Below are 18,238 nucleotides of genomic sequence, written 5' to 3'. Positions count from 1 at the left end.
GCCATCTATCGGCCCATCTTCCTATGTAGCGACTAGATGATCAATGGAGGGGAAGGGCAGGTCTAGTGCCGATTCGGGCACATATCTGGTCGTAGACGCTGTCACAGCCGACGGGTTTGCTGTGCACGGCAGGTCTTGATCACGGGCGTTGCGTTTCGAAGAATGGTATCCAGGATCGCGATCTTGCTAACAGGTTTGCTAACACCCTGCCGGGATGCCGGTAGACATCCGAAGAAGTCGATCAATTCAACTAGGCCCCCGAGCAGGCAGTTCTAACATCTGTAGACGTCCGTGGATCATGATTGTTCCGCTTTTAATCCGTAGGGTTCGAAGCACCTTCCGAGGAGTCGATGCCGTACGGTGACGCAGTCATGGTTGCGGTGCGCCCGCTCCACTGAGGAGGATCCCGTCACCGAGCCTGAGCTGGAGCGGCATGGTGAGTCTCGCCGTGTTCTGGGCCACCGGAAAGCCCTCCACGCTCCACGTTATGCTCGCCGTGCAGTCGCCCGCGCGCAGGCTCATCAGGCGACCGTTGCGAATGCTCGCCTGGAGCAGGCCGACGCCGAACTCCAGGTCGATGCCGAAGCCGACGCGGGCCACGTACTGACCCTCGATGTACACGTCGACGTAGGGGGCGTGCTTTGACGTGATCGTGTGTCCGGCCAGGCGCACTATTTCGGTGCTTCCGGGTTGTTCGACGCTCCTGCGTGCGGCGAGCCCCAGCTCCCGGTACTGCAGCCAGCCGCCGAGCAGGACCGTGCCCAGCTCGATGCCGCGCAGCAGTTCGCCGCCCGCGTCGGCGACCCTGCCGTTGAGCGCGTCGCGGAAGGCCGAGCCCGCTCGCTGGGGGCCGTCCCCGGCCCGCTCGAGCGTGCGGCGCGCGTCGAGGGCCCGCGACAGCTCCGCCGCCGCGTTCCTCGGGTCCGCGAAGAGCAGAAGATCGGCGGTGCCCGGCTCGGTTTCGATGTGGACTGTCACGATACGACCTCTCTCAGTTCCTGGCGGCCGGGGTCCGCGAACAGTTCCACCCGAATGTCCGGCACCGGGGCGGACGGGGCCGCGCCAGGCGGCGGAGAGCCGGTCAGGTGGATCTCCAGGCGCGGGGCGGGATCGGGGTGCGGATCGCAGTGGATCGACGGCACCTGCTGGGGCTGGGTTTGAGATGGGAGCTGGGGATACGGCAGGGTTTGGGCCGGGGCCGGGGCCGGGGCTGGAGACGGGGACGGGGACGGGGCCTGGTGCGGGTTGCTCCCTCGCACGGTACGGCGGGCCCGCAGGGTCCGGGCGACGAGGACGAGGACGAGGGCGATTGCCAGTCCCGGGAGCACGATCCCTACGAGCGCTACGGGGATCAGCGGTGAGGAGGAGCCATTGTCGGTCCCGGGGATCTCCCCAGGGCCCGTTTTGTTTCCGTCGTCGTTCGGGTTTGGCGTCTCCGTCACCGCCTCCCGCAGCGACACCGTCACGGTCGCGCCCTCGGAGACCTGGCTGCCGGCCACGGGATCCTGGCTGCGGATCTCCCCCGTCTTGGGCGAATCGGGATCCACGCGGAGCACCAGGCCGACCTCCGAGAGCTGCAGCCTGGCCGCTGCCGGGTCGAGTCCGATCAGCGGCGGCACGGTCACCTGCCGCCCCGGCTTCACGGGCGGTGGTGCAGGAGTGGTGACCTCGGGCGGGGGCGGATTCGGGGAGACCAGGTCTATTCGCACGGTCGTGCCGAAGCTCACCAGTTGGCCCGCGGGCGGATCCTGGCCGGTGACCTTCCAGTCGGCGCTCGCGCTCGCCGGCTGCGGGTCCTTGCCCAGGCCGGCGGCGTCGAGGACGGTTTCGGCGTCGGTGCGGGAGAGATTTTGCACATCTGGGACCTTCGGGCCGACCTCGAGGATGACCGTGTAGGCGACGTCGCCCCGGGCGACGATGCCACGGTCCGCCGAGCAGTTTTCCACCACGTAGTCGATGACGTAGGACGTCGAGGTCGGCAGGAGGGTCTGGGGAATCACCTGAATGTCGATGTCCGCGTCCGGCACGTTCAGAAGCGTGTCTCTCGCCACCTGGAGCTCCTGACGCCGTACGTCGGGTGGCTCACAGACGTAGGGCACGGTCGGCGTGGGGGACGGTGGCACCGGGCTTATGAACACGGCCAATGACACGGCGAGCATCGAGAGGTGGCGAAGCATCGGCTACTCCGCAGGGGATGCGGTCATGACGCCCGGGACACGGCTGGTGCTTGACATTTAATTCACTCCCCTTGAACGAGGTCACTTACCCAGGGCGATGATGAGGAAGAAGAGCACGATCAGCACGGCCCCCGCCACGACCGCCCACTTCGCTTTTCCTCCCGAACCTGCCGAGGTGGCCGGCCCCGGAGGCGTGGCAGTGATCGGGGCCGGTGTCACGGCCGACTCGCCCGTCGGCCAGGGCTTCTTGATGAAGCCGTCCACGTTGACGTAGAGCCGCTCCCCGATGACCATCCTCGGCCACACCGCGGCCGCCTCTCGGAGCCGCTCCCGCACACCGGGCGGTGGCAGGGTACGGCTGCACTCGATGAGCGTGTCGGCGAGGGCCGACGGCATGACCCTCCGGAGGACCACCGGATCCGGCTGCCAGGTTTCGACCGTCTCCTGGACGCAGCGCACCACCGCCCAGGCGAACTTGTAGTGGTCCGAGGTCACGTCGAAGGCCACCCCGCGCTGCTCCACCGGAAGCTTCCACTGCTCCGGGTCGACAGGAGGCATCGCGCCCTCACCCAAGAGCGGCACGCAGGAGTCGCAGTCGAGGAGGTACACCTTGGGGCGCGGATCGATCGTGAAGACGGCGTTGCGCAATTGCAGATCCCCCACCGCGTACCCGTGCTGGTGCAGCCAGGTGACGGTGTCCAGCAGCTCACCGAGCACGGCCAGCTTGTATGGCGGCTCGTAGTACGCCTTCTTCACCTCGTACCGTTGCGCGATCCGCCTCGCACGGTCCGGGCTCCGGGTGAGCTCGTCGAGGTGACGCGGGGTCTCGGTCGCCTCGCCCGAGCCGGAGGTCCGTTGTTCGAACATCGACCTTTCGGCGAGCCTGATCAGGATGCCCTCGGCCCTGGCGGGCGTGCCGACGACGGCGATCGGCCAGGCGCACCTCTCGTCCAGCACCGCACGCTCCTCGTCCGGGAGCTCCCTGCGCCAGCGGATCATGGAATGCAGCGCGGGGACGCGCACCTCGTCGGCGGTCTCGGACTTGTACCTCTTGAACAGGTAGGTGCGCTGGTCGGGGGCGATACAGAGCCGCAGTCCGTCCGTCTGCCCTCCGTCGCGGAGCACCGGCCCCTCCCCGGTGAATGTCAGCTCGCCGACGCGGACGATCATCGGAAGATCCGTCACGGCACGGCCGTATCGTGGCGTCCGGCCCAGATCGCGACCACCGTCCGGTCGTCGTCGAAGGTGGAGAGGCGGAAGTCGACCTCCCGGACGAAGTCGACCAGGCTCGGCGGCGTGCGCCAGGTCTGGGACAGCCGCTGGGCCAGCGGGGTCCGGCCGCCCGCGACGCCCGCGGCGAAGCCGTCGCTGCTGAGCACCAGCAGGTCACCCGCGCGCCACGAGAACATCTGGACCTGGATGTCGGCGAGGTCGCCCGGGATCGCCGCCGTCACGTTGTCGCCGCCGCCTCCTCCCGCCAACGCCTGCCACTGGCCGCCGGTGACGAGGATGGCCGGGGAGTCGCCGACGGCGGCGCACACGGCTTGCCCCTCTCCCTCCGAAGGGAGGACGGCCACGGTCAGAGTGGTCCCGGGCCGTGCGGAAGGGGCGCGTTCGGTATTGGTGCCCGGCCGCGGCGAGCCCAGGGACTCGGTGGTCCGCCGGACCGTGTCGGACACGTAGGCGAGCACAGATTTCCAGTCCCAGCTCTGCGGGTGTTCACCGGACCGCAACGCGGAGTCGATCCCGTCCAGCGCGGCCCTGACGGCGACCGTGGACGCGATCTCCGCGTGGCGCGCGCTGCCCAGGCCGTCGGCCACGACCGCGATGACCCAGCGCTCGTCGCTGCTGAGCCGCACGCCGTACGCGTCCTGCCGGGTCTCGCCGCGGAAGCTGTGCGTGCGGCCCCGTACCGTGGCGGCGCGCACTGTCGTGCCCTTGACCAGGCCTCCGTCGAGTGCAAGCCCGGCATCGGCCGAGGTGGTGCTCCAGGGCAGGTGCACGGCGATCCGCCTGGGCTCGGGGCCGACGACCACGCGGGTGTCCTGCGTGGCAGCGAACTGCGGCGCATTGGGTGTCGCCACATCCGGCTGCCTCCCCCCACGCACGGCGGTCGTCGCGGGACGCCAGCCGAGGAGGTAGAGCGCGGTGAAAGCCGCCGCCCCGCCCAGCAACAGGGCCAGGATCATCTGTGCCAGAGGGAACCCGGACGACGTCGGCACGTTGTCGCCCGCCCAGTCCCTCGCCACGTCGGCCGGCCTCTTCCCGTCGTTCTTCACCTCGGTGAGCAGACGGTCGACGACCTGCGGGGTGAGCGCGTCCGTCACCTCCTGGAGCACCCGCTCGGCCTCCGGATCCCCCTTGGCGACCTGGTCGCTGGCGAACACGCTCAGCGTCCGGGGGGGCAGGATATTGTCCGGGTCTTCGAGCGGGACGAGGTTCCCCTTCTTCGAGCCGGCCGGGACGATCGCGCCTCCCGTGAAACCGGACTGTGTCAGGGCGGCGTCGAAGTCGGCCTGACTGCTGACGGCGAGTCCCCGGTCGGTCAGCGCCCGGTTGAACACGCTGAACTCTGGCGGGACCAGGACAGTGACGCGGGCCGTGTCGTTCTGGTACTTCTGCGCGAATTCGGCAATCGTCCGGACGTCCCGCTGCAGCGAGGGGGACACGGCGAGCACCGCGCGGCTCTGGATCGCCGTCCTGCTCACGAGTGTGTGCCCGGGGAGGGCTGTGGGGAGTCGCTGGTCGTCCGGCGTCGACGGGGCCGGCGACGCGGCCACGAGCACGTCGAGGTCGTAGTCGACGGCGACCCGTGCGTCGTCCGGCTGCTTCGCGTAGTCCGCGACCTCGGCCACCTTCTTGGCGACGCCGTCGATGTCGGCCCGGTCGAGCGCGGCGGCGTAGATCTCGGCGACGAGCTGCTCACGCTCTCCCGCCCGCGCGTTGACGATGATCTGCCGCCCCGAGTCGCCGGACCCGCTGCAGCCCGCGACGGCGAACCCGATGACGAGGGTGGCGACCGCGCTGGTACGGACCCGGCCCGGCGGGCCCATCAGGAGCCTTCGCACGGGAGCCGGCGCATGCCGGCCGGGATCGGGATCACGAAGTCGGAATTCCTGATCGAGCTGCCGATGCTGTCCTGGACCGCCTGGGCTATCGCCGCCACCACCTTGACCGCCTGGATCGACTCGTCCGCGACGTACGCCAACGGGTTGTTCCGGAAGGATGTCGCCACCTGGCAGAGGGTCTGCTCGGTGACCTGGCCGAAGCCCATCGCCGTGATGTGCGGGCGGTGCGGGAACGCGGGGTCGGTCAGCCTGGCACGGGCGGGCAGCCAGACCTCGGCAGGCTGGCGGCCATTTCCGACGAAGGGCTCGCCGTCGGTGATGAAGAAGACCACCGGGGTCTTGAGCTGGTACTGCCCGGCCAGGCGGGCGCAGTCGGCCTGGATGAGCTGCCGCAGGGCCAGGAACACCTGCTCGTAATTGGTCTGACCACCCTTCGGCAGCGCGGGGATGTTGCTCGCGTCACAGGGCCGGGTGAGCGGGAGCACCACGTCGGCCCTGTCATGGAAGGCCACGATGGACACGTGCGCGGCCTCGCTCACCCCCGGATCACCGGCCTCGAGCTGAAAGAGCAGCTCCCCGACACAGTTGGAAAGGATGTCGAACGGAGTCTGCCTGCCGTCCTCGCGGGGGGCGTGCATCGAGTGGGACACGTCGCACGTGATGTAGAAGGGAAATGCCCTCGGAAGGGCATAATTGTAGGTAGGCTCCGGAGAATGCGACACGGCGACTACTCTCCTCAAGATCGCTAACGCGGACGGCCCGAGGTACGCGATACGGGCCCCCTCACCCCATTAGATACGCCGCGAAGGCCCCAGCATTACTCATTTTCGGGAATTAATAGCTGCGGCACGGTGACAGACTCTGACAACGCCGGTCTGTAGGGCCGGGAGCCGGCGCGGTTCGTCGTTTTTCATCGATGATCCACTCCAGGTTGAGCGCCGGGCCAGGGCGCACACCAGGACCGAACCGGAGCAGAAACGAGCAGAACTCCCGAGGCGGAGGCGCGCCGATCACTTCTTCAAGCGCGCTGACCTCGGCTGCCGGTAGAGGCGTAATCGTCGAGGAATCGGCGATCTGGGCGAGTTCTTCACCCAGCGCATCCAAGCTGATCTTTGATCGCATGATATTTCCTCGGTACTCCCACGCCGGGTCAGAATGGCGATCTATAACGCGAAGGGATTCGCCAGTCCACTGGCCAGACCCTTTGAAAGCAGGGATGGCCCTTTGCTATCCGCGCAGCATGTTGTCCTGTGATCGCTTGTTGCTCCCGGTTTTCGGCGGCGTCGGAAGCAGCGAGTGCGGGCAACTGCTCCTATCGCGGGTGCGAGGTGGGTAGCGTCTGTCTCCGTTGCCGCAGATGATCTAGGCTGGGCACCTTCATCCACGATGAAGCGGCGGCAATCTTGCTTCCATGCGGACTGGAGTCCGGGGGAGATGGCCTCGATGCGGAACGGCTCCGGAGACGAATACTCCATCGTCTTCTCCGCGGCGGGCGCCCTGCTCCGTGACGAGGGCTACGTGGTAATGATGCCGCAACGAGGATCGTTCGTCGCCGACCGGGAAAACTGGCCGGCCAGGTAAGCGGCACCCCAGATCAGGGGACACGTCCGGATACTGCCCAAGCTTGAAATTGCTCACTCTGAGTAGTCACATGGAGCGTGCAGTAACGGACGGGGCGGTCCGCAGCAGGCGGGACGCCCCTGCTCAAAGGAGAGAACCGCGGATGAACCGCAACACTATCGCCGCCGCACTGATTGCCCTCGGCTCCGTCCTGGCCGCGCCCGTAGCCGCCGGCCCGGCCCACGCAACGCTCCTGGCCGACCCCGTCGGCGAGCTGGTCAACGGGATCGCGGGCTCCAGTGACTCGCCCCCCGATGATTTCGACCCCTTCGACTCCCGCTCCGACAGTGACTCCGACAGCAAGTCCCGCTCGGACAGCAAGTCCGACAGCGACTCCGACAGTGACTCCGACAGCAAGTCCCGCTCGGACAGCAAGTCCGACAGCAAGTCCGACAGCGACTCCCGCTCCGACAGCAAGTCCGACAGCAAGTCCCGCTCCGACAGCAAGTCCCGCTCGGACAGTAAGTCCCGCTCCGACAGCAAATCCGACAGCGACTCCGACTCCGACAGCGACTCCGACAGCGACTCCGACAGCGACAGCGACTCCGACAGCGGCTCCCGCTCCGGCAGCTAGACCCGTTCTTCGCACATCACCCTGTTTGACCTGTGGTGATTACTCACGGCGATAGAGGTTGTACCACTTTGACGGTAGCGATACGGCATGTGCGAAGAATGCGAAGAACAGGGGTAGCGGGCCGTGGAAGGCAGGGAGGGCGGCGAAGGACTTCACGACCGATGCCTGCGGCGCCCCGGTTCACGTCCTGCCCGACGATGATCGGCCCCGCCCAGCGCTCTCGCAGGCAACCCGCCATCCCTGTCGCCCAGGGCGGTTTTCAGGGGTTGTGGCGGCACCCGTCCAGGGTTGTCTAAAGCGCCTGGGTTGCAGGTCAGGAGGGGTCTGGAAAGACTAGGCGGAGGATCTGGAAACCAGACCCCTCCCACCTGGATCTAGACCCTTCCTGGACCGGTCCTAGACGGTGATCTAGGCCCTCTCCAGCTCTCGGAGGCCGGCGGAGCTGCGCGCCCCCGCAGAGCGGGCGAATGCGCAGTTGAAGAGGCGGCGGGTACTGCGGAAGCTCCGCCGCTGCCCCCTTCGCGCAGGTCGGTTCGTCAAAGCGATCCTCATCCCTCAGACCCGCGAAGCAGGATGAAAACGCTCGTCCCCCAAAGTCGGAGTGCTTCGCCGCTGCTCTACGGTTTGCTCTTCCCGGCGGTCAATCCGGGTGGCCGGTTGGCTCCAACATGGGCACGAGGAACTGCCGGGCCACCGCGGCCAGTTGCTCGTCGTCGTCGAGGTCGATGATCTGACTGGGGATCGCCAGGAAGGAGGCGGAGATCCGGACCATCAGTTCGGCCACGAGGTCGGTGTCCAAGCCGCTCGACACGTTGCCCGCGCGTTGCTCGTGGCGGAGCTGGCCTGCGACGAACTGCCGCACGGTGGCGAGGGTTCGGCCCCCGTCGCTGATCATGGAGGGTACGACCAGATCCGGTTCCGCGGTGATCAGACCGCCGATCAACGGGTTACGCCGGATGGCGCGCAATGAGCTCACAAAGCCAAGAACCGCCCGATCAGCGGCGGTATGAGCTTGTTCGATGTCGATGAGGAACTGGTCGAAATATCGGCGGAATTCTCGACGTACCACATGTTCGACCAGCGCGTCCTTCGTGGCGAACCGCCGGTAGACCGTGATCCGCGAAACCCCGGCCCGGCGGGCCACGTCCTCCATGGTCGACCGCCGGATACCCATGCGGCAGAACTGCTCATACGCCGCATCGAGTATGCGTGCACGGGTCTCGTCCGTGTCGTCAACCTGTTCGACGGCATCAATGTACGCGCGCTCCAACAGCGACTCCGAGTCCGACGGCGCCATGAGCCCGGACAGTGCAGATTCCACGATCACCTCCTGTGATTGATTCTGCCTCAATCCCTGACAGTCGCTGTCACGGTCTTGTGATGTCCGACACTGTGTGCTGTATTGGTGATACTCAGATTCATCTTATGTTTCATCGTATCAGCAATGCTCTCGGCCTCACGAGGAGAAGGGACGAAGGCATGGACAAACTCAGCAGGCGCGACATGCTCCGGGCCGGCGGGACGTTGGGCGCATTCGGTGCGCTGACCGTCGCGACCCCCGCGCAGGCGCGCGTGTGGACGTGGTCGCCCAGTGGCTCGGTGGTGGGTACGGGGGCAGGCCTCGACCCGCGGTGGGTCTGGGACCCGGAGGCCGACACACTGGTCGCCTCGCTGATCGACCGGGGCGAGGTGCCCAGGGTCAACACTCTGCTGCGGACCTGGACCAAGAACGGTCAGCCGTTGCCGGCCGGACTGCCGGCGGACCTGAAGGCCTTCATGGAGAAGGCCCGTCAGCTGCCGGCCTGGGCCGACAGAGGCAAGATCGCCGCCGCGGCCGACTTCAACAACAGGCGGGGGCTCTACACCGGCGTGCTGTACGGCTTCGCCAGCGGCATGATGAGCACGGTCATCCCCAAGGAGGCGCGGGCGGTCTACTACTCGCAGGGTGGTGCGGACATGAAGGACCGCATCTCCAAGACCGCCAAGCTCGGGTATGACATCGGGACTCGGAACGCCTACGACGCCGACGGCGAAATGATCGTGACCTGTGTCAAGACCCGGCTGGCGCATGCGGCCGTGCGCCATCTGCTGCCGAAGTCCCCGCACTGGCAGAGGGCCGCCGACGAGGAGATTCCGATCAGCCAGGCGGACATGATGGTCACCTGGCACAGCCTGCCCACGACCGTCATGAAGAATCTGGTCGCGTGGAAGGTGCCGATGCCCGCCGCCGACTCCGCGGCCTTCCTGCACACGTGGCAGCTGGCCGCGTACATGCTCGGTATCAAGGAGGAGTACATCCCCGCCTCGTGGGCCGAGGCCAATTCCCAGGCCAAGCAGGTCCTGGACCCGGTGCTGGCCCCGACGCCCGAGGGTGTCAAGCTGGCCAACATTCTCCTGGAGCTCGGCGCCACGATCGATGCCGGCCTCCTCACCAAGCGCGTACTCGGCTCGTTGACGCGCTTCATGCTCGGCGACGAGATCGCCGGATGGCTGAGTATCCCCAGGTATCCGCTCTGGGATGGGCTTCTCAACACGTTCTGGGGGCCCTTCATCGCCGTCCGCGAAGGCGTGCTCAAGGTGTTCCCGGGGGCGGACAGCACCTACTGGCTCTTCGATGAGCTCCTTCGCAAGGTACTCCTGGCCTACCTGTCCGGAGCGCAGCAGATCAGCATCGAGATTCCGCTGACCAACAACCCGAACTACCCGAACTCCTGAGCCGGACCCTCGGCCCAGAAGCGGAGGAAAGCCCCCGGCCTGGCTTGCTTTCCGTAGGCCAGGACACCGTTACGAATTCTCGGGCCCGGAATCCAGCGGAGTCCGGGCCCAGGCCGTCCGCCCCGCCCGTTCGAATCCCCTGTATGGGTGGCCATGGTTTCCCGTATTGACCGTTTCCTGGGTGTGCCGACGCCCCAGTCATATCTGTTCACGAATACCCGAAACAGGTTCTAACACGCCTGAACACTCATGACCGGTGACTGATATCAACGGAGCGCTACGAGCAGTTGCCGCCGGGTTGAGAAACGGGCTCTTGGTTATCGATCCGGGGAGTCGGTCGGTTCCGGCATGGGCGCCAGGAAATATCGGGTCACCCTGGTCGGCTGCTTGTCGGCATGGAGCGTGACAAGCTCGAAAATCATCCAGAACCATCCGGTCAGCGCAGGTGCGGGCTTGTTCGATATCGATGAGAAACCGGCCGGAGTGCCGAGGTTCGGCCGGAATCCGCGAAGCGATCAGCTGTCTCTTCAAATGTTTCCTGATCGGCTTGCACCCTTGTTGAGATACAAATAAACCTGATATGTATCATCGTATCATCGGCGTGCGGAACTCAGGAGGAGTCCGGCATGGCAGAGCTGAGCAGGCGCAAGATGCTGATCTCAGGTGGAGCCCTGGGGGCGCTCGGAGCGCTGGGGATGGCGTTCCCGGCTCGGGCGACGCCCTGGACCTGGGCATCGAGCGGTTCGATCGCGGGTGCCGGCGCCGGCACCGATCCGCGGTGGGTGTGGGACGAGGAGGCCGACCCGCTGGTCGCCTCGCTGATCGATCGAGGCGCCGTCCCCGAGGTCAACCGCCTGCTGTGGAATTGGACCCGTAACGACCAGCCCCTGCCCGCGGGGCTGCCGGCGGACCTGCGGGACTTCATGGAGAGAGCACGCCAACTGCCGTCGTGGGCAAACCACGGCAAGCTGAACACCGCAGCCGAGTTCAACAAGTCCAGAGGGCTGTACCTCAATCTGCTCAACGGCGTGGGTGGCGGCATGCTGAGCACCGCCATTCCCAAGGAGGCCCTCTCGGTCTACTACTCCAAGGGCGGCGCGGACATGGAGGACCGCGTCGCCAAGACAAGCATCCTGGGATTCGCCGTCGGATCTCTGAACGCGTATCGGCCCGATGGCTCCTGCGTGGTCGAGGCGGTGAAGACCCGGCTGGTGCACGCGGCGGTACGACACCTACTGCAGCAGTCCCCCCACTGGACCGGCGACATCCCGATCAGCCAGGAGGACATGCTGGTTACCTGGCACACCTTGCCGACCTTCGCCATGCGCAAGATGCTCGAATGGAAGGTCCCGATCAGTGCCGCCCACTCCGAGGCGTACCTGCATGTGTGGCAGGTGACCGCGCACATGCTCGGTATCAAGGACGAATACATTCCCGCCACCTGGGCCGCGGCCAACGCTCAGTCGGACCAGATCCTGCCCCGGAACATGGGGCCGACGCCCGAGGGTGTGGAGCTGACCGACATCCTGCTGGGCCAGCTCGCCGAGCAGACCAGCCCCGCCGGCATCAGCCGGCCGCTGTGCAACGCGCTCGCCCGGTACCTGGTCGGCGACCAGGTGGCCGACTGGGACGGCATCAAACGCGAGCCGGTGTGGGACCTGCTGATCCCCACCCTCTGGCCGAAACTGGTGAGATTCCGCGAAGGTCTCATTCCGCTGCCACTGGTACCCGAGACCGCCTGGGTCCTCGACGAAGCCGTGCGGAAGTACATCCTGTTCTATCTCACCAAGGCCCAGGAAACCAAGATCGAGATCCCCACGACCAACCGTCCGGGTTTGAGCTGAATGATGATGGGATCGAATGGTGGCGGGCCGGACGAGGGCATCGGGCGGCGCCGGTTCCTCGGGTACGTGGTGGCGGCTCCGACCCTGGTGGTCGCCACCGAACTCAATCTGACGCCGACGTCCGACGTCCGGCTGCCCTCACCGGAACTCACGAAACTGCTCGACCTCAACGACATGATGACCGCGGCGGCGCTACCGACCTCGGGCCTGATCTCGGTCGAGGTCAACCGGGACGGCACGGTGTCGTTCGCGTTGCCGCGGGCCGAAGTGGGGCAGGGCATCACCACCTCGACGGCCATGCTGATCGCCGAGGAAATGGCCGTGCCGCTGGAACGGGTGCGTGTCACACTGGCCGATGCCCGGCCGGAGCTGGTGTTCAACCAGCTCACCGGCGGGTCGAACACCACCATCGCCACCTATACCCCGATCCGGGTCGCCGCCGCCATCGCCCGGCTCCGGTTGCTGGCGGCCGCGGCGACCGAACTCGGCTTGTCGGTCACCGACCTGACGATGAAGGCCGGGGTGATCACCGATCGCTCCGGTCGCAGCGTCGACATCGGTGCGCTCGCCGAGAGGGCCGCGAGCACGCGCACCCAGCAGGTGTCGGTGGAGCTCACCTCACGCGAGAACTTCACCGTCATCGGCAGACCGCACAACCGGATCGACGCGCTGGACGCGGTGACCGGGCGCAAGAAGTTCGCGATGGACCTCGACGTCCCGGACGCGAAGCCGACGATGGTGTGCCGTCCGCCGACCATCAACGGCAAAGTCGGCTCGGTGGCCAATCTCGCCGAGGTCCGCGCCATGCCAGGTGTCACCGATGTCGTGACGATCTCCACCGGGGTGGCGGTGCGCGCCAGAACCTTCGGCCAGTGCATCGACGCCATACGCGCCCTGCGGGTCTCCTGGAAACCCGGTACCGCGGAAGGAAAATCCGACGAGACCGTGCTCCGGGAACTGGAGGCCGCGGAGCTGCCGCTCGGGCTCAAGCCGCTGACTCCGACCGTCGAAGGCAGGTTCACCTTCTACTTCCGCAGCAACAGCGCGCTGGAACCCAACTGTGCGATCGCCGACGTGCGGGCCGGCCGCGCCGAGATCTGGTCGGCGTTGAAATCGCCGCTCGTCGCCAAGCAGGCCATCGCCGCCAAGCTGGGGCTGCCGGTCGGCAGCGTTACCGTACACGTCACCGAAGGCGGTGGTTCCTTCGGGCGCAAGCTGTTCTTCGACGCCGCACTGGAAGCCGCCGAGGTGTCCCAGCGGATCGGCAAACCCGTCAAGCTCATGTGGCACCGTGCCGACGACTCCCGCCAGGGCCGTACCCACCCGATGGCCACCTCGCGGGTACGCGCCGCCTATCTCGGCAACACTGTGCTGAGCTACAAGCAGCGGCACACCAGCGTTTCCACGGACCTCGGCCACGGACTCGGTGAGATCATCACCGCCATGGCCGCGAGGCTTCCGGTGGGCGACATCGGCTTCTCCCAAACGTTCTTCCATCTCAGTCAGGCGATGTCCTACAACTTCGGCGCCGGCAGCCAGTTGCTCAACGAAACCGACAAGAGCTTCAACACCGGCAGCATGCGCAACGTCTACTCACCCGACGTCACCTGTGCCCGGGAGCTCATCGTCGACCAGCTCGCCGCGAAGATGGGCAAGGACCCCTACCGGTTCCGGCACGACTTTCTCCGCGATGACCGCTCCCGGGCGGTGCTGGCGAAGGTGGCCGAGGTCGGCGCCTGGGGGCGGCCGATGCAGGCCGGCACCGCGCAGGGCATCGCGTTCCACGCCGAGTACAAGGCCGTCAGCGCCGTGCTGGTGGAGATCGACTGTCGGCCCGAAACCGTCAACCGCCCCATCCGGGATGGCGTGGCCGGACCGCGCGTCACCAAGGTGGTGATCGCGGTGGACGTCGGTCTTGCCGTCAACCCGCGAGGTCTGGAAGCGCAGATGATGGGCTGCGCCATGGACGGCATCGCGCTGGCCCTGACCTCCAGCCTGCACCTGCGCGACGGGTACTTCCTCGAAGCGAGCTGGGACAACTACTTCTACACCCGGCAGTGGAACACCCCACCCGAACTCCGGATCATCGTCATGCCCAGCACCTCCGAGGAGCCCGGCGGCGCCGGGGAGCTGGGCGTCGCCGCGTCGATGGCCGCGGTCGCCTGTGCGTACGGTCGCGCGACCGGAACGATGCCCACCAGCTTCCCGATCAACCACGGCACGCTCTCCTTCACCCCCAAACCGACCGTCCCCCCCATTCCCCCATCCCCGACCGACGGCCTGAACCACGCCCGCTGAAACAAGGAGATCTGAGTGCCTCAGCACACTTTCCGCGTCAACGGTGAGCAGGTCACCGTTGACGTCGACGGCGATGTGCGCCTGCTGTGGGTGCTGCGCGACATTCTCGGCATTACCGGGCCGAAGTACGGCTGCGGTATCAATGTCTGCAAGGCGTGTACCAGCCACATCAACGGCAAAGCGGTCAACCCCTGCGCGATCCCCGTCGCAGACCTCCAGCCGACCGACGAGGTCACGACCATCGAAGGGCTTCCGGCCACGGTCGGCAAGGACCTGCACCCCATGCAGCAGGCGTGGCTCGACCGCGACGTCGCCCAGTGCGGCTACTGCCAGCCCGGCCAGATCATGGCCGCCGTGGCGCTGGTCCGCCGCGCAGCCGCCGAAGGCCGCGGAATCACCGACGCCGACCTCGATGGCCTCCGCAACATCTGCCGCTGCGGCACCTACTCGCGTATCCGCGAAGCCGTCAAAGCCGGCGCCGAGAACATGTGAGGCACAACGGCAACTGGCTGTTCGGCCCGCTCCCCACCCGCGAAGCCAAAGGAGATCGGTACGGCGGTCGGTGACGTGGAGGCGCGCGAGGCCAATGTCCGGGCCGGGTACGTGATCTCCGATGTTGGCGCGTTCGGCGGGGACATCGTCAAGATCGACATGACCCAACTCCCGGAGCCGGAGGACCGGGTCCGGGAGTTGGGCGACGCCTCGGTGCCGTTCGAGTTCGACACCCATGCGCTGGTCTTCGGTGACGACCCGGCCGGGCTGGAGGGGGCAGTCCCCTGAATCAGACCTGGCGGATCCGGGACCGCTGACCAGGACTGCGCAAGCCCTGCCGCCCGGTTGAAAGGAGGGCGGCAGGGCTTGGCTTCCGTTCGGGACCTCTGCCCGCTGAGGCCGTCGAACGGCCTTTCAAGGTGCGGCGGACGAGAGAATCACCCGCGGGTCCAGCGTTGGTTGGGGCCGCTGGTGCATGTCCAGATCTGGAGTCTGGCGTTGTTGGTCGTGGCGTTGTTGGCGACGTCCAGGCACTTGTTCGCGCCGACGGCGGTGATGGTGCCGTCGGTGTTGAAGCGCCACTTCTGGTTGTTCTGGCCGTTGCAGTCCCAGATGAGGACGCCGGTTCCGTCGGCGGTGCCGTTGTTGCTGACGTCCAGGCACTTGTTGCCGTAGACCCGCAGCTCACCGGCGGATGTGGAGGTCCACTTCTGGTTGTTCTGGCCGTTGCAGTCCCAGATCACCACCTGGGTGCCGTTGGCCTGGGAGGCGCCGGTCACGTCCAGGCACCGGCCCGACCCCACGCCCTGGATGCGAGACGTGGACGGGGAAGGCGAGGGCGTGGGATTGGGTGTGCCGCCACTGACCCGGAACACGACGGTGCCATGGGACGGGACGCTCGCCGAGACGGTGCCGGTGGTCGTGGTGACGGCGTTCGTCCAGGCGTCGCGCAAGTTGAAGGAGTTGCCGGACAGGCCGATGGCGGAGGCGGTGGTGCTGATCGTGGTGGTGCTGCCGCCCTGGTTGAACAGGGCGACCGCGACGTCGCCGTTGCTCAGCCGTTTGGCCAGGATGCGGCGCGTGCCGTCGTTGCTGATCTGGGTGGCCTGAAGGCCGAGCGTGTCCTGGTTGATGGCGATCAGGTGTTGGTTCTTCATGATCGTGGTGGTCGCGTTGTCCATGTTGCGCACGTCGTTACCGGCGATGAGGGGCGCGGCCATGATGGCCCAGAGGGCGAAGTGGCTGCGCATCTCGGTGTCGTTCATGCCGCCCCGGCCGACCACCATCATGTCGGGGTCGTTGAACTGGCCCGGCCCGGCGTAGCCGGTGAGCGGCGCGTTGACGTTGACGATGTTCTGGATGCCCATCGGGTAGCCGTTGGTCTGGCCCGTGTCCCAGGCGTTGGTGATGTCCTCGGTGGTGCGCCAGATGTTGGCGACGTCTCCCCAGTTGCGCTGCGGCCCGGTCTTGGAATGGATGCTGTTGGGGTTGATGCTGTAGAGGATCGGTCGTCCGGTCGCCGCCAGAGCGTCCCGCATCTTGGCGAAGGTGCGCACCTGGTCGTCGATGGTGCCGGTGGGGGAGCACCAGTCGTACTTGAGATAGTCCACGCCCCAGGCCGCGAACTGCCGGGCGTCCTGGACCTCGTGGTTGAGGCTGCCGGTCGCGCCCGGGTAGGAGTTGAAGTACTGCGCGCAGGTCTTGTCCAGGGGCGCCTGGTAGAGGCTGAACTTCAGGCCCCTGGCGTGCAGGTAGTCGCCGAGCGCCTTCATCCCGCTCGGGAACCGCGACAGGTTGGCCTGGAGGTTCCCGGCGGAGTCGCGGTTGGGGTCGAACCAGCAGTCGTCGACGACGACGTACTGGTATCCCAGGTCGCGCATGCCGTTGCTGACCAGGGCGTCGGCCGTCTGCCGGATCAGCGTCTCGTTGATGTTGCAGCCGAACGTGTTCCAGGTGTTCCACCCCATCGGCGGGGTACGGCCCACGCCGTTGTTCAACGCCTGCGCCGGGGCGGCCGAAGTGACCGCCGTCAGGGTCAGCATCACGGTGATGGCGGAGGTCAGCAACGCGCGTATTCGTTTCCTTCTCATTGACAGCGCTCCTCGGTGCATAGGGGATCGATGATCGGGCCCCTGGCGTGGGCTGACGCCCCGCGCCAGGGGCCCGATCGCTACTCGGTCGAAACGCGCGCCGCGGTCACGGGCCGGTGCAGGTGGCCGCCGGGGTGGCCGGTGTGCCGTTGCTGAGGAAGCCGAAGGTCGTGCTCGCGTTGGCGCCGAGCGAGCCGTTCCACGTCTCGTTGCGTACCGTCACGTTCGAGCCGGAGCCGGAGCGGACGCCTCCCCAGATCTGGGTGATGGTCTGCGAGCCGGGCCAGATCCAGTTGACGGTCCAGCCGTTGATCGCGGAGTTGCCCGCGCGCACGGTGACCTCACCCTGGAAGCCGCCCTGCCACGAATTGGTCACCTGGATGGTCGCGGCGCACGCCCCCGTGACCGGTCCCGACGGTGTCGGAGTGGGGGTGGACTGGAACTGGCTGAAGAACTGCCACGTCTCTCCTGGCAGCCATGTTCTGGAACCGCTGTCGCCGGGCGCCCCGTCCTGCGGGGCGGCGATGTGCCCTTCGTCGAAAGCGGCCCAGACGACCGGACGGCCGCCCGCGCAGCCCGAGTACGTGGTGCTCCGGTGTGTCAGGCTGCCCTGGCCGGGCTCGGGCGGGTTCTGGGCGGTGCAGCCGTTGTTCCGGACGAACGTGTCTCGCATCGACCGCCCGCCGGAGATGTTCAGCACGCTGTCCCGCAGGCCGTGCGCCGCGAAGTAGGCGATCGGCTGGGTGCCGCCGCTGCATCCGCTGAGCCGTCCGCCGGAGTAGACCGCGACGGCGCGGAAGACGTCGGCCCTCGCGCAGGCGAGCGCGTAGCTCATGGCGCCGCCGTAGCTGAAGCCGAGGGCGAAACGCTGCGTTGTCTCGACGCAGAGGTCGGCCTCGATCCGCCGGATCATGTCGTCGACGAAGGTCACGTCTTCGCCGCCGCTGTTGGCCCAGCCGTTGTTGAAGCCCTGCGGCGCGACGAAGATCGTGCTTTCGCCGGCCAGCCGCTGGAGCCCGTAGTAGGACCAGACGTCGCGCTGCACGGTCTGGCCGGTGGCGACGTCGATGGCGGTGCCGCCCAGCCAGTGGAAGCCGAAGACCAGCCGGTACGGTCGCTGATTGTCGTAGTTGCCGGGGATTCTCAGGATGTAGCTGCGGTTCTTGCCGCTGCTCTGGATCGTGTTGGTGCCGTTCTGGAGGGTCGGCGTCCTGCCGCACCCGGCGGTCGCCGCGAGGGCGTTGCTCGACGTGCTCGCGCTCGCACTGTGACTTATCGCCACGGCACCCATGGAGAGGACGAGAAGCGCCGCGGCCGTGATGACGGTGAGCAGGGATCCGCGTCTGGACATGGGGTGACT

General features: G+C 67.0%; 16 protein-coding genes. 7 read left to right on the top strand and 9 right to left on the bottom strand.

Features of this window, described 5'->3' with window-relative positions; genetic code table 11:
* Positions 1-369: 369 nt before the first annotated feature.
* From ABT061_RS16595 to ABT061_RS16570, 6 genes are all read right to left on the bottom strand, one after another.
* Positions 370-978 carry a hypothetical protein gene (locus ABT061_RS16595; RefSeq protein ID WP_350917713.1) on the bottom strand — a complete coding sequence of 203 codons (609 nt, stop codon included), beginning with the start codon at positions 976-978 and terminating at the stop codon, positions 370-372.
* Positions 975-2,177 (bottom strand): PASTA domain-containing protein, encoded by a 1,203-nt coding sequence (locus tag ABT061_RS16590; RefSeq protein WP_350917710.1) that lies wholly within the window; start codon positions 2,175-2,177, stop codon positions 975-977. Before ABT061_RS16590 ends, ABT061_RS16595 begins: the two co-directional genes overlap by 4 nt.
* A gap of 81 nt (positions 2,178-2,258) precedes the next feature.
* Positions 2,259-3,362, bottom strand: a complete 1,104-nt coding sequence (locus ABT061_RS16585) for a hypothetical protein (RefSeq protein WP_350917707.1) — start codon at positions 3,360-3,362, stop codon at positions 2,259-2,261.
* Positions 3,359-5,245: a protein phosphatase 2C domain-containing protein gene (locus tag ABT061_RS16580; protein WP_350917704.1), complete on the bottom strand. Its 1,887-nt coding sequence runs from the start codon at positions 5,243-5,245 to the stop codon at positions 3,359-3,361. Before ABT061_RS16580 ends, ABT061_RS16585 begins: the two co-directional genes overlap by 4 nt.
* On the bottom strand, positions 5,230-5,895 hold the full coding sequence (locus tag ABT061_RS16575; protein WP_350917701.1) for a vWA domain-containing protein: 666 nt from the start codon (positions 5,893-5,895) through the stop codon (positions 5,230-5,232). Before ABT061_RS16575 ends, ABT061_RS16580 begins: the two co-directional genes overlap by 16 nt.
* Positions 5,896-6,079: 184 nt before the next feature.
* On the bottom strand, positions 6,080-6,367 hold the full coding sequence (locus ABT061_RS16570; protein ID WP_350917698.1) for a hypothetical protein: 288 nt from the start codon (positions 6,365-6,367) through the stop codon (positions 6,080-6,082).
* Between the two features lie 312 nt (positions 6,368-6,679).
* On the opposite strand from ABT061_RS16570, the gene ABT061_RS16565 reads away from it, so the two are divergent.
* Positions 6,680-6,826: a hypothetical protein gene (locus ABT061_RS16565; RefSeq protein ID WP_350917695.1), complete on the top strand. Its 147-nt coding sequence runs from the start codon at positions 6,680-6,682 to the stop codon at positions 6,824-6,826.
* A gap of 142 nt (positions 6,827-6,968) precedes the next feature.
* The gene (locus ABT061_RS16560; RefSeq protein WP_350917692.1) at positions 6,969-7,439 is read left to right on the top strand and encodes a hypothetical protein; all 471 of its coding nucleotides are present in this window, start codon (positions 6,969-6,971) and stop codon (positions 7,437-7,439) included.
* A 640-nt stretch (positions 7,440-8,079) separates the two neighbouring features.
* Here the strand turns inward: ABT061_RS16560 and ABT061_RS16550 are convergent.
* Positions 8,080-8,736, bottom strand: a complete 657-nt coding sequence (locus ABT061_RS16550) for a TetR/AcrR family transcriptional regulator (protein ID WP_350917844.1) — start codon at positions 8,734-8,736, stop codon at positions 8,080-8,082.
* 182 nt (positions 8,737-8,918) lie between these two features.
* On the opposite strand from ABT061_RS16550, the gene ABT061_RS16545 reads away from it, so the two are divergent.
* From ABT061_RS16545 to ABT061_RS16525, 5 genes are all read left to right on the top strand, one after another.
* Positions 8,919-10,154 (top strand): oxygenase MpaB family protein, encoded by a 1,236-nt coding sequence (locus ABT061_RS16545; protein WP_350917689.1) that lies wholly within the window; start codon positions 8,919-8,921, stop codon positions 10,152-10,154.
* A 626-nt stretch (positions 10,155-10,780) separates the two neighbouring features.
* Complete coding sequence (locus ABT061_RS16540; protein WP_350917686.1) at positions 10,781-11,998, top strand: oxygenase MpaB family protein; 1,218 nt, start codon at positions 10,781-10,783, stop codon at positions 11,996-11,998.
* Entirely contained in the window at positions 11,999-14,296 is a 2,298-nt protein-coding gene (locus tag ABT061_RS16535; protein ID WP_350917683.1) for a molybdopterin cofactor-binding domain-containing protein, read from the top strand.
* A 15-nt stretch (positions 14,297-14,311) separates the two neighbouring features.
* A complete protein-coding gene (locus tag ABT061_RS16530; RefSeq protein ID WP_350917680.1) occupies positions 14,312-14,788 on the top strand; it encodes a (2Fe-2S)-binding protein in 477 nt (158 codons plus the stop codon).
* Positions 14,789-14,863: 75 nt separating this feature from the next.
* Complete coding sequence (locus ABT061_RS16525) at positions 14,864-15,076, top strand: hypothetical protein (protein ID WP_350917677.1); 213 nt, start codon at positions 14,864-14,866, stop codon at positions 15,074-15,076.
* Between the two features lie 149 nt (positions 15,077-15,225).
* On the opposite strand, the gene ABT061_RS16520 is transcribed toward ABT061_RS16525, so the two are convergent.
* Positions 15,226-16,878 carry a glycoside hydrolase family 27 protein gene (locus ABT061_RS16520; protein WP_350917674.1) on the bottom strand — a complete coding sequence of 551 codons (1,653 nt, stop codon included), beginning with the start codon at positions 16,876-16,878 and terminating at the stop codon, positions 15,226-15,228.
* 106 nt (positions 16,879-16,984) lie between these two features.
* A complete protein-coding gene (locus tag ABT061_RS16515; RefSeq protein ID WP_350917671.1) occupies positions 16,985-18,229 on the bottom strand; it encodes a CE1 family esterase in 1,245 nt (414 codons plus the stop codon).
* Between the last annotated feature and the right edge of the window lie 9 nt (positions 18,230-18,238).

The sequence above is a fragment of the Streptosporangium sp. NPDC002544 genome (assembly GCF_040295965.1).
Classification (GTDB): Bacteria; Actinomycetota; Actinomycetes; order Streptosporangiales; family Streptosporangiaceae; genus Streptosporangium.
This window is presented reverse-complemented; position numbering and strand designations above follow the sequence as displayed.